This window comes from Alphaproteobacteria bacterium, from assembly GCA_040905865.1.
Lineage (GTDB): Bacteria > Pseudomonadota > Alphaproteobacteria > UBA8366.
Genome location: JBBDQU010000007.1, coordinates 1 through 11,867, shown reverse-complemented (window position 1 = coordinate 11,867; position 11,867 = coordinate 1). Strand labels below are relative to the sequence as shown.

The following is an 11,867-nucleotide window of genomic DNA, read 5'->3' as shown; positions in this document are numbered from 1 at the left end:
ATTGAATCACAAACCCCTCACCAAAGGCGAGGGGTTTGTCAGCGGTCTGAGGCCGCCCCGGGGGACGGCCTTTCCATTGTCTGACCTCGGCCCTAATGCACGGACCGGATGACGCGCATCAGGATGAAGTTCTCCCGGTGGCGACAATCCAGGTCATTGCGACCGTAGGCCCTGTATGACAATGAGACACTGGATCACCTCCTTTCGGTTGTTGAAACTATGCCGGTAATATGGCCTGAGTCGCTCCAATAGACAAGATGCAGTGTGGCGGCGCGGTCAACGGCGAATGAAACTGGTTTCGGGAGCGGGAGCGGGCGATGGAAATGCAGCAAAAACCGGGCAGCGCCAAGCGTCGCGGCGCTGTTCTGAAGTCGCTGGATATGGACAGGAAAATCGAGCCGAAGGAGTATTTCCGCAGGCTCGATGCCCTGCACGACAGGCTGCGCGCGATCCAGCAGGCCTATATCGGTTCGGCGGACGCGGCGGTCGTCGTGCTCGAAGGCTGGGATGCCGCCGGCAAGGGCGGCGCCATCCGCCGTATCTCCACGGCGATGGACCCGCGCAGCATCAAGGTCTGGCCCATCGCCTCGCCGCGCGAATATTACAAGGAACGGCATTATCTCTCCCGGTTCTGGGAGCGGCTGCCGCCGAACGGGGTGATTTCGATCTTCGACCGGTCCTGGTATGGCAGGGTGATGGTCGAACGGGTGGAGGAATTCGCCACGCCGGCGGAGTGGAAGCGCGCCTACCGCGAAATCAACGAATTCGAGCGGATGCTGACCGATGACGGCACCCGGGTGATCAAGTTCTTCCTGCATATCACGCCGGACGAACAGCTTCGGCGTTTCGAGAAGCGGCTCAAGGATCCGCTGAAACGCTGGAAGCTGCAATACGAGGATTTCCGCAACCGCGAAAAATGGGACGCGTATGAAGCCGCCATCGAGGAGATGCTGGCGCGGACGTCGACGAAACATGCGCCCTGGTATGTGGTGCCGTCGAATGACAAGAAATATTCGCGTATCGAAATCATTTCGCGTATCTGCAAGCGGCTGTCGGCGGGTGTCGACCTGGCGCCACGGCCGCTCGACGAACAGACCCTGGCGGCGGCGCGCCGGTATTTCGACATCTGAGCGGGCGCTGCCGGTCCGAACAACCTGCCGCGCGCCGCGCGACCGGCGTCGCGGGGATACTCCCGCGGGATGGCGGAGTATGCTAGACCGCAGAAGCATCTGAAACGTCACGAAGGGGAGACGACGACATGCTGGACCATCCCGCCATAATCGCGGTGGCCATTCCAATGGGAATTTCGGTTCTCGCCGTGGTGCTATCGCGCACGCTGGGACGGCAGGATGCCGCGATGCACGTGCTGAGCGCCGGCGGTCTTCTCGGGTTCTTCGCGGCCTATGTCATGCTCGTGGGCTGGCCGGATGCCATGCCGCGCACCGCGACGCAGAAGCTCGCCTATGTCGCGCTGGCCGGGCTGTTCGCCGGTTTCCTGCTGGACGTGGCGGGCAATGCGGTGCGGGCCCTGCGCTGGACGGTCGCGCTGCCGGCGGCCGCGATCGTCTGGATCGCCTTGCCGCACATCATGCGCCTGGTTTCGGACCCGGCGCGCGGGGCGATGGAATGGGCCGCCGTCATCGTCGTGACGATCCTGGCGCTGGCGGTTCTGGCGCGGATCGCCAGACCGGAGCGCAACGGGCGCGACGGCCGGCTGTCGCGCCCGGAAAACAGCATGCGGGACGGGCGGCTGGCGCAGCTGATCGCGGCGGCGTTCGGCCTCGGCGGAATCTGCATTCTGGGCAGCGCGGCGTCGCTGGGCCTGCTGGCCTTTGCGGCGGCGGCGGTCGGCGCGGGCGCCGCGATCTGGAACCTGGGCCGGCAGCGGGCCCGAATCGGCGCCGGGCTGGTGCTCGGCCTCGGCGCCGTGGTCACCGCCCTGGCGATGCAGGCGGCGTTGTTCACATCGGTCACGTCGGCGGCGCTGCTGCTGCTGTCACTCTGTTTCGTGACGGACCTGCTGCCGTTTTGCCGGCCGATGGCGACGCCGGAGAAAGGGTACCGGATACTGGCCTCCGCGCCGCCCTTCGTGCTGGCGGTGCTGGCGGTGGCGGTGGCGTTCCTGCTGGACGGCATGCCGGGCGGCTACTGAGCCGGACCCGGCATACCCTGAACCGATCTATTCCTGCCGGACGGCTTCGAATTCGATGATCAATTCGACCTCGTCGCCGACCCAGCCCTGCTCCACGCCATAGGTCATGCCGAAGGTGCTGCGATTGAACGACCCGCGCGCCGAAATTCCCAGCGCATAGGGCTTGGACCCGAACAGCCCGCCGCCAAAGGGATATTCGGCCGCCTTGTTCAGGGTCACCTCCAGCGTGACGGGATGTTTGCGGCCCAGCAGTTCCAGTTCGCCCTCGACCGTGCCGGTATTGTCGCCCGTGGCGCTGGCGTTGGTCAGGGTGAAGGTCATTTCCGGAAACTCCCCGGTATTGAGGAAATCCGGGCTGCGCAGGTGTTCGTCGCGCTTTTCGTGATTGGTGAAGACGCTCTCGGTGTCAATCGTCACGGTGGCGGCGCTGAGGGTTCTGGTTTCCTCGTCATAGGTGATCTCGCCTGCCCCCTTGCGGAACATGCCCAGGACATCGCCGTAACCCGCATGATCGACCAGGAAGCCGATGGAAAGATGCTCGGGGTCGATGACATATTTCCTGGGCTCCGCAGTGGCGTCGCCGGCGGCCAGCAGCGCCGTGGCGAGGCCCGCCGCAATGACGGCTCCCGCGATGCGGCCTGGTTTCCGCGCGTGGCTCCGGTGTCCGATTGTTGCGTTCATTGTGGTGTCTCCGCTTCTTGTCTGTGCCCCGATACAGGAATAGCACAGCCCGGCGACCGGTCCCATCGGCATTCACACAGGCGTGACAATCGGGCCGTGCCGGGTGTGGAACCGCGGATGCGCCGTTACAGGCTGCGCAGATAGGCGATGAAACTGTCGATCTGTTCCGGCGTCATCTGGAATTCGGGCATCGCCTCATGGCCGACCATGATGCCTTCGGCCAGTGCTTCCGCCAGGTGTTCCGGCGGATATTTTTCGGACAGCGTGCGAAAAGGCGGCGCGGCCTTCAGGGGGCTGTCGCCGGTCGATTCGACGGCATGGCACTGCGCGCAGAACTGATTCGCCAGCAAGTGGCCGGAATCGGCCTCGTCGCCGTTCGCCCGGGCGGCGTCCGCGAAGGCCGGCATCAGCAAGAATGCCGTTGCGGCGATGAGCGTTCTGTGCATCTGGCGTCCTGTTCCCGTGAAAATACCTGCCGCATCCTAGCAGATTGTTTTGCATGAAAGGTACACACGGCTGCCATGATCGGGCGTGCGGGCGCTTCGGACCGGGCGGTGGCGATCCATTAATGGCGTCCGTCTTCAGAGCGTCCATACAACCCGCGCAACCTGTCATCCCGGCCGCCGCGCCGGGATCCAGCCATGCCCGCAAGGGCGTGGCCGGACGCGCGGCGGCCGTCTTGGCAAGGGTGGCGCGGCAGCGCGATGGATCCCGCATCAAGTGCGGGATGACAGGTGGGGGTGCGGAAGGACAGGTGGGCTCCCGGGCGCTTCTGTTCCCTGTCGCGGCGCGGTATGATCGGATCGTCCCGCCCGTCTTTCGTCCCTCGGCAGAAGGAACCCCGCAGGCCATGTCCACACCCTACGCAGCACTGAACCATATTCTATCCCTCGCGGGGCAGGGGCCCGCGTCGCGCGACCGGGTCCGGATAACCGGGGCCGATCCGGTGCTGGCGAGCAACTTCCTCATCGGCACGGCCGGCGCGGCGGTGATTTCGGCGACCGGGCTCGCGGCGGCCAACCTGTGGGAGCTTCGGACCGGGCGGCGGCAGGAGGTGGCGATCGATGTGCGGCGGGCGGCGATGGCGATGCGCAGCGACCGGTTTCTGTACCGGGACGGCCGGAAGATGCATGCGGCGGACCCGGTGTCCGGGATTTACCGGTGCGGCGACGGACGGTGGGTGCAACTGCACTGTAACTACCCGCATCACCGCGACCGGACCGTCGCCCTGCTGGGCGCGGAGATGACAAAGGAATCGGTCGCCGCCGCGGTGGCGAAATGGGACGGGTTGGCGCTGGAGACCGCCGTGACCGAAGCGGATTCCATCGCCGGGATGGTGCGCGCGCCGGCGGAATGGGCGGCGCATCCGCAATCGGCGGCCATCGACGAGTTGCCCCTGTTCGACATCGTCCGGATCGGCGACAGCGCCCCGGAGCCGCTGCCGGAAGGGGCGCGGCCACTGGCGGGTATCCGCGTCGTCGATGTGACGCGGGTCATCGCGGGGCCGATGTGCGGCCGCACCCTGGCCGAGCACGGCGCCGACGTCATGCGGATCAGCGGGCCGGGCCTTGCCTTCAACGAGGCGCTGGTGGTCGATACCGGTTACGGGAAATATGCCGCTGAAATCGATATCGCCTCGGAATCCGGCAAGGAAACGATGCGCCGCCTGGTCGCGAAGTCCGATGTGTTCTCCCAGGGATACCGCCCCGGCGCCATCGCCGGCCGCGGATTTTCGCCCGAGGCGCTGGCCGAACTGCGGCCCGGCATCGTCTGCCTGTCGCTCTGCGCCTTCAGCCATGCGGGTCCCTGGCGCGGCAAGCGGGGCTTCGACAGCATCGTGCAGTGCTGCAGCGGGATCGTGCATGAACACAGCGAGGGCGGCGACGGCGCGCCGCAGCACCTGCCGGCGCAGGTGCTGGATTACGTGACCGGGTATCTGGGCGCGTATGGCGTCATGGAGGCGCTGCGCCGCCGCGCCGTCGAGGGCGGAAGTTACCATGTGCGGGTGTCGCTGGCCCAGACGGCGCACTGGATCAAACGGCTGGGACGGCTTGGCGCGGATGCCCGCCACCTGCCGGACCCAGGCCTGGAGGACGTCATGGACCTGACGATGGAAACCGAAAGCGCGTTCGGCACGATCCGGCATCTGGCGCCGGCGGTGACCCTGTCGGAGACGCCGCCCTTCTGGGCGCGGCCGCCGGTGCCGCTGACGACCCATCGGCCGGTCTGGCCCGATTGAGGGCGCCGGCGCGCCGGGATAAATTTTTCGCGTCCGGCGCGACCGGCGCGGGGGAGGTGACACATGGCTTCGGATTATCCGCGTGACGTGATCGGCTACGGGGCGAACCCGCCCGATCCCGAATGGCCCGGCGGCGCCCGGCTGGCGGTCAATTTCGTCATGAATTACGAAGAAGGCTCCGAGGCCTCGATCTTCGACGGCGAGGATTACAGCGAATCGGGCCTGACCGAAGCCGCGACGCCGTTCCCGGCGGGCATGCGCAACCTGGGCGCGGAATCGATGTTCGAATATGGCAGCCGGGTGGGGTTCTGGCGGCTGATGCGGCTGTTCGCAGAACATGACATGCCGCTGACCGTGTTCGGCTGCGCGCTGGCGCTGGAGCGCAATCCGGCGGCGGCGGCGGCGATCCGGGCGGCGGGGCATGACGTGTGCAGCCACGGCTGGCGCTGGGTCGAACAGTATAACCTGGACGAGGAAACCGAGCGCGAGCATATCCGCCGCGCGGTGGAATCGCTGCGCCGGACGATAGGCGCGCGACCGCTGGGCTGGTATTGCCGCTACGCGCCGAGCGTCAATACACGGCGGCTGCTCGTCGAGGAAGGCGGCTTCACATATGACTCCGACGCCTATAACGACGAGTTGCCGTACTGGACGACGGTCGAAACGTCATCCGGACGCAGGCCGCATCTGGTCGTGCCGTATACGCTGACCAACAATGACGTGAAATTCATGCGCGGGTTCCTGGCGACCGGCGACGATTATTTCACCTTCATCCGGGACGCCTTCGACATGCTGTACCGGGAAGGGGCGGTCGCGCCGAAGATGATGTCGATCGGGTTGCATAACCGGATCGTCGGCCATCCGGGCCGCGCGGCGGGGTTGCAGCGGCTGCTCGACCATATCGCCGGGTTCGACGATGTCTGGGTATGCCGCCGGGCCGATATCGCGCAGCACTGGCGGGACCGCCACCCGGCTGAAAACTAGCGCGCCACCCAGCCGCCATCGACCGGCAGCGTGTGCCCGGTAATCATGCTGGCGGAATCGCCCGCCAGGAACAGGATCGCCGCCGCGATTTCATCCGGCGTCGCCAGCCGGTGCATCGGCGTGTTGTCCAGGATATAGGCTTTGGTTTCGTTGTCCTGCAGCATCTTTTCCGTCAGCGGCGTCTGCACATAGGTCGGCGCGACGGCGTTGACCCGGATGCCCAGCGGCGCCCATTCCACGCCCAGCGAGCGCACCAGGTTGACGATGGCGCCCTTGGTCGCGTGATAGGCCGGGTTGGGGAACCTGCCGCCGCCGGTCAACCCCATGATCGAGGCCAGCATCACCACGGCGCCGCTGCGCGCGGGCACCATATGGCGGCCGACGGCGCGGGCGCAGTAGAAATGGCCGTTCAGGTTCACGTCCATGACCTGTTTCCAGACCGGCGTGGCCATTTCGATGGTCGGCTGGCGGATGGCGATCCCGGCATTGGCGATCAGGATGTCGATGCGGCCATGCGCCTCGAAGATGCGGTCGACGACCTCGTCGACCTGTTTGTCGTCGGTGATGTCCAGGACATGGGCTTCCGAACGGGCGTTGTCGCCGGAAATCTCGTCGGCGACCGTACCGGCGGCCTCGCCGTCGATATCGGTCACGGCGACGATGGCGCCCGCCTGCGCCAGGGCGCGCGAGGTCGCTCGGCCGAGCCCGTTGCCGCCGCCGGTGACAATGGCGACCCGGCCGTCCAGCCGGCCCAGGTTCAGGAAATCGGTCATGGGGTCAGTCCTTCTGTTTTCGCTTGTTGAGGAAGGCGGTCATCGCCGCCTGCGGCTCGCCGCTGGCATAGGCGATCTTCTGCAGCCGCGCGCCGGTCTTCAGCGCGTCGTTGAACACCTCCCGCGTGGCTTCCCGGAAGGCCAGCTTGGTCAGCCGGAACGCGGTCGGCGGCTTGGCGGCGAGTTCCCCGGCCAGGGCGATGGCGCGCGGCAGGACCTGCTCCGCCGGCACCACGACATTGAGCATGCCGAGGCGCTGGGCCTCTCCGGCTTCGACCAGCCGGCCGGTCAGCGAGAGTTCGACCGTCAGCATATGGCCGAGCGACAGGTTCATGATCCGCGTGCCGATGACGCTGGGCAGGCCGGCGTTGATTTCCGGCTGGCCCATCCGCACGCCCGGATGGCCGACCCGCATGTCGCACAGCAGCGCCGCCTGGAAGCCGGCCCCCGCCGCGATCCCGTTGATCGCCGCGACGCAGGGCTTGTCGAGGGCGCGGATGGCCTCGAAGAACCGCCGGCCCAGATCGACCGCCGCATCCACATCGCCGGGCCCGTGCCGGGACGCTTCCTGCAGGTCCTGACCGGCGGAAAACGCCCGGTCGCCGGCGCCGGTCAGGACGATGCCGCGCTGGTCCGGGTCGGCATTGAAGGCCCGCAGGGCGTCGATGCATTCCTCGCGCACCGTCCGGTTGACGGCGTTGAGCACGTCCGGCCGGTTGATCGTCAGGATCGTAATGATCCCGCGCCGGTCCAGTTCGATGGTTTCGTACATGCTGCCCCCTTTTTCCGGCAGGTTACCGGAATTACGACGGTCCCGCCATCGCCGCCGGGTCCTCCCGGACGACCTGCTCCGCCAGGCTGGTATCGACGCATTCCGCATAGTCCGCGCCCCGGGAAATCAGGCCGCCCGACAGGCAGGATGCCTTCAGCCGCTCGAACCCGCCCCGGGGCAGGATCGGGTTCCTGCCCCAGATTCCCAGCGCCCGGTAGCGCGCGATGATGGCTTCCAGCACCGGCCGCTCCAGGCCGGGGAAATACGACGCGACGGTTTCCGCGACGACCGCATCCGGCTGCCCGTGCAGCCATTTCTGCATGCGGTAGATCGCCCGGGTCATGGCCAGCAGCGAATCGCGCCTGGTTTCCAGCGTATGCCAGGTCGTGTACAGCGTCGTGTAGGAGCACGACCCGCGATTCGCCGCCGCATGGAGGATATGCCCGGCGCCGTCGCGGATCAGGTGCTCCGCATAGGGCTGGAAGACCTGGATCGCGTCGAGCGAACCGTCGCGCAGCGCGGCCTCGTTTTCCGCCATGCTCCGGTCAGCGACCCGGTCGAGCGAATCCGGGTCGAGGTCGAGGCGGCGCAGGTCGTCCTGCAGGCACAGCCAGGGCGTCGGCACCTCGCTGACCGTGCCGATCCGCATGTCGCGCAGGTTCCGCAGGTCGAAACCGGGCCGGGCCTCGCGGCCGATGATGAAGAACGGATCCCTGGTGACGACCTCGCAGAATCCCACCAGCCCGCAATCGGGCAGCCGGTCATGGGTCAGCAGCACCCGCATCGGCCCGCCCCAGGACACATCGGTGTCGTGGTTCAGCAGCGATGTCGCGGACGCCTCGGGGCTGGGGGAGGTTTCGAGCCGCACATCGACGCCTTCCGCCGCATACGCGCCCAGCGCGTGAGTGGCGTAGAACGGCAGGTAGAAAACCGCGCGGAAATTTTCAAAGAGGGTGATCGTCATGGGGCCGGGATCCCTTTCATTCTTGCCGTGTCCATCGCCGCCGCTTATCTAGGAGCCTGCCGGATATCTTCGCAAGGGGCGGGACACATGATCGAATTGTACACATGGCCGACGCCGAACGGCCACAAGGTCCATATCATGCTGGAGGAATGCGGCCTTGCGTACAATGTCCACGGCATCGATATCGGCGCCGGCGAACAGTTCGCGCCCGATTTCCTGAAGATCAGCCCGAACAACAAGATGCCGGCGATGATCGATACGGACGGGCCGGAGGGCAGGCCCTATCCGGTGTTCGAATCGGGGGCGATGCTGATGTACCTGGCGGAAAAGACCGGCAAATTCATGCCGCAGGACACCGCCGGCCGCTACCGGGTGATCCAGTGGCTGATGTTCCAGATGGGCGGCGTCGGGCCGATGCTGGGGCAGGCGCATCACTTCCGCGACTACGCGCCGGAGAAGATCGAATACGCGATCGCCCGCTACACCAGCGAGGCGACGCGGCTGTACGGCGTCATCGACCGGCGGCTGGGCGAGGCGGAATGGCTGGCCGGGGACGACTATTCCATCGCCGACATGGCGACCTTCCCCTGGCTGCGGCCCTGGAAGGCGCAGGGCCAGGACCTGGACGCCACGCCCAACCTGAAGCGCTGGTTCAACGCCATGTATGACCGCCCGGCGGTGCAGCGCGGCCTGAAGGTGCTGAAGGAAAACCGCCGCCAGGGCGCCCACAGCAGGGAAGCGTGGGAAACCCTGTTCGGCGGAAAGCAGTACGAGAAGCGCTGACGGAGCCTTGCTGTGGCGCATACGTGTCGCTGACGCTCCGGGACGCGCCACAGCATTATTATTTTTTCCGCAAATGCGTCGTCGCAGACGATTCCGTCTGCTCGGGATTTGCTCTACCGCGCGCTGCCCGAATAGGGCGACACGTCGCGCAGGTCCAGCAGGATATGGATCAGCGCCGGCCCGTCATGCGCCATCGCGCCCTTCAGCGCGCCGGCGAATTCCGATGTCTTGCGCACGGTGAAGGACTCCATGCCGTAGCCCTTGCCGAGCATGGTGAAGTCGGGGCTTTTCAGCCTGGTGCCGAAATCCCAGTCGCCGAAGCGTTTCTGCTGGTGCACCAGGATCGAACCCCAGGCGGAATTGTCGCAGACGATGATCTTGACCGGCAGGTTTTCCTGCACGATCGCGGCCGCTTCCTGGCCGGTCATCAGGAACCCGCCATCGCCGACCCAGGAAAACACCATGCGGTCGGGCGCCGCGACCTGCGCCCCGATGGCGCCGGGCACGCCGTAACCCATCGCGCCGGAAACCGGGCCCAGGTTGCAGTAGGGCTGGCGGAACCGGTAGTAGCGGTGCAGCCAGCGCCCGAAGGTGCCGGCATCCGCGGAATGGATGGCGTCTTTCGGCGCAAGCTCCATGAAGGTGGTGATGACCGCCGACATGTCCACATCGCCCTGGATCTCGATCTCGCCCGGCTGGGCATAGGCGACTTCCTTGCCGTGGATATCGTCGCGCCAGGCCAGCCGGGCGGCCGGCGGCGCGGACGATTCCAGCGCCCCGGTCAGCGCGCGCATCGCCGGGCCGGCATGGGACCCGATGGCCACGTCCACCTGCCACTGCGAAAAGGTCGAGGCGTCGGGATAGGCCATGATCATCTTCTGGTCGTCGCGGAACATGCCGTATTCCGCCGTGGTCACGCTGTCGAGGCGGCAGCCGATATTGACGATCAGGTCGCAGGATTCCAGCGCTTCCTTCTGGAACGGCAGCCGGTTCAGGGTAAGCTGCCCGAAATAGGACGGGTGTTCGTTGTCGATGATGTCCTGCTGGCGGTAGGCGACGATCACCCCGGCGCCGGTGGCGTCGGCGAAGGCTTCCAGGGCTTCGGTTTCGCCTTCGGCGGGGATCATCTCCCCGGCCAGGATGATCGGGTGTTTCGCGGCCCGGATCAGTGTCGCGGCCTCGGCGACCGCGCCGCTCTCCGGACCCATGCGGACCGCCGGGGCGGGTTTCGGGATGGCCGGGTTGCCGGTCGTACCGTCGAGCAGATCCTTCGAGACGACGCAGACCACGGGGCCGGGGCGGCCGCTGACCGACAGGTCGATGGCGCGGGCGGTGACTTTGGCCACCTCGTCATAGGAATTGACCTCCAGCACGGCCTTGGCGACCGGCTCGAACATCAGCTTGTATTCGATTTCCTGGAACGCCTCGCGGCCCTTCTGCGCCTTGGGGATATCGGCGATGAACAGGACGAAGGGGCGCGAGGCCTGCATCGCCGTATGGACGCCGATCACCGCGTTGGACGCGCCGGGCGCGCGGGACACGAACATGCAGGCGGGCTTGCGGGCGATCCCGGCATAGGCGTCGCAGGCGAAGGCGGCAGAGGATTCCAGCCGGGTCGGGATCGACCGGATCTTGTTCTGCACGCGGCTCAGCGCCTCCAGGACGGTCACATAGGTGCCGCCCGGCACGAAGAATACCGTGTCTATCTCCCGCGACAACAGGGTCGCTACGATTACTTCACCACCGTTCATCGTGCCGTCTTTCATGCTCTGGGATTCCCGTTTTCCTGATTGTCACTAGCGGCGACGGGCGCTGCCGTGCCGGTGGCCAGACTATACCAATCGGCCCGGCCGATGCGACCCCCCCCTTTTTCACGCCGCGCCGGGCGCGCTTCCCGCGATCTTGCGCGAAACGACGCAGAGTCGTTGACAGTGTTTCGAAGCGTCGTTAGGAACTAGCGGCCAACGCCGATGGAGGGATGGCAGAGCGGTAATGCAGCGGATTGCTAATCCGTCAACGTGTAACAGCGTTGCGAGGGTTCGAGTCCCTCTCCCTCCGCCATTGGCCCTTTATTTTCAGCCGTATTCAACCTCCAATAACTCATAACATGTTGTACGAAAGGCATATTTGACTTATGCCGTCTCATACAATCTCAATCTTTATGTGGGTCTATGTGTGGGGCTGAAATGGCAAATCTATCGGATTTAAAGGCACGAAACATCCAGCCAGGGGACAAGCCGATAGCCGATGGCACGGTTTCGGGGCTGCGACTCCATCCTGGTAGGGATAAAGGTCACGGCAAGTGGATGATGCGGTTTGTCTCGCCGGAGAGCTGCATGGCATCGAACCACCGGAAGCGGTCAAGCCTGTAAAGCTGAAGGGAGGCCGGTTTTACATTTGCTGACATGATGGGTCGCGCTTGGGTGGACTGCAACGATCAGAGCAGGGACGTCTATCGCGGCTTAATCGTAGCCGTCCGGTCTGACCGCTCTTGCGGGTGACGATTTGATCGTGCTTCT

11 protein-coding genes and 1 tRNA gene are annotated in these 11,867 nt (G+C 65.8%); 6 read left to right on the top strand and 6 right to left on the bottom strand.

Annotated elements, in window-relative coordinates; translation table 11 throughout:
* Positions 1-317 precede the first annotated feature (317 nt).
* The gene (locus tag WD767_02300) at positions 318-1,130 is read left to right on the top strand and encodes a polyphosphate kinase (GenBank protein ID MEX2614903.1); all 813 of its coding nucleotides are present in this window, start codon (positions 318-320) and stop codon (positions 1,128-1,130) included.
* Positions 1,131-1,258: 128 nt separating this feature from the next.
* Entirely contained in the window at positions 1,259-2,152 is an 894-nt protein-coding gene (locus WD767_02295; GenBank protein ID MEX2614902.1) for a hypothetical protein, read from the top strand.
* Positions 2,153-2,179: 27 nt separating this feature from the next.
* Here WD767_02295 and WD767_02290 read toward each other — a convergent pair whose 3' ends face one another.
* The gene (locus WD767_02290; GenBank protein ID MEX2614901.1) at positions 2,180-2,833 is read right to left on the bottom strand and encodes a YceI family protein; all 654 of its coding nucleotides are present in this window, start codon (positions 2,831-2,833) and stop codon (positions 2,180-2,182) included.
* A gap of 125 nt (positions 2,834-2,958) precedes the next feature.
* Complete coding sequence (locus tag WD767_02285; protein MEX2614900.1) at positions 2,959-3,279, bottom strand: cytochrome c; 321 nt, start codon at positions 3,277-3,279, stop codon at positions 2,959-2,961.
* 404 nt (positions 3,280-3,683) lie between these two features.
* On the opposite strand from WD767_02285, the gene WD767_02280 reads away from it, so the two are divergent.
* Complete coding sequence (locus WD767_02280) at positions 3,684-5,072, top strand: CoA transferase (GenBank protein MEX2614899.1); 1,389 nt, start codon at positions 3,684-3,686, stop codon at positions 5,070-5,072.
* A gap of 63 nt (positions 5,073-5,135) precedes the next feature.
* A complete protein-coding gene (locus WD767_02275) occupies positions 5,136-6,056 on the top strand; it encodes an allantoinase PuuE (GenBank protein MEX2614898.1) in 921 nt (306 codons plus the stop codon).
* Here WD767_02275 and WD767_02270 read toward each other — a convergent pair.
* From WD767_02270 to WD767_02260, 3 genes are read right to left on the bottom strand one after another with little or no spacing between them, the layout of a single operon-like run.
* Positions 6,053-6,829, bottom strand: coding sequence for an SDR family NAD(P)-dependent oxidoreductase (locus WD767_02270; protein MEX2614897.1), 777 nt, complete (start codon positions 6,827-6,829; stop codon positions 6,053-6,055). The genes WD767_02275 and WD767_02270 overlap by 4 nt on opposite strands.
* Positions 6,830-6,833: 4 nt before the next feature.
* Positions 6,834-7,601 carry an enoyl-CoA hydratase/isomerase family protein gene (locus WD767_02265; protein MEX2614896.1) on the bottom strand — a complete coding sequence of 256 codons (768 nt, stop codon included), beginning with the start codon at positions 7,599-7,601 and terminating at the stop codon, positions 6,834-6,836.
* A 31-nt stretch (positions 7,602-7,632) separates the two neighbouring features.
* Positions 7,633-8,565 carry an ABC transporter substrate-binding protein gene (locus tag WD767_02260; protein MEX2614895.1) on the bottom strand — a complete coding sequence of 311 codons (933 nt, stop codon included), beginning with the start codon at positions 8,563-8,565 and terminating at the stop codon, positions 7,633-7,635.
* 87 nt (positions 8,566-8,652) lie between these two features.
* On the opposite strand from WD767_02260, the gene WD767_02255 reads away from it, so the two are divergent.
* Complete coding sequence (locus WD767_02255) at positions 8,653-9,348, top strand: glutathione binding-like protein (GenBank protein MEX2614894.1); 696 nt, start codon at positions 8,653-8,655, stop codon at positions 9,346-9,348.
* 113 nt (positions 9,349-9,461) lie between these two features.
* On the opposite strand, the gene WD767_02250 is transcribed toward WD767_02255, so the two are convergent.
* Positions 9,462-11,114, bottom strand: a complete 1,653-nt coding sequence (locus tag WD767_02250) for a thiamine pyrophosphate-dependent enzyme (protein ID MEX2614893.1) — start codon at positions 11,112-11,114, stop codon at positions 9,462-9,464.
* 206 nt (positions 11,115-11,320) lie between these two features.
* Here WD767_02250 and WD767_02245 point away from each other — a divergent pair.
* A tRNA-Ser gene (locus tag WD767_02245) sits at positions 11,321-11,409 on the top strand.
* The last annotated feature ends 458 nt before the right edge of the window (positions 11,410-11,867 follow it).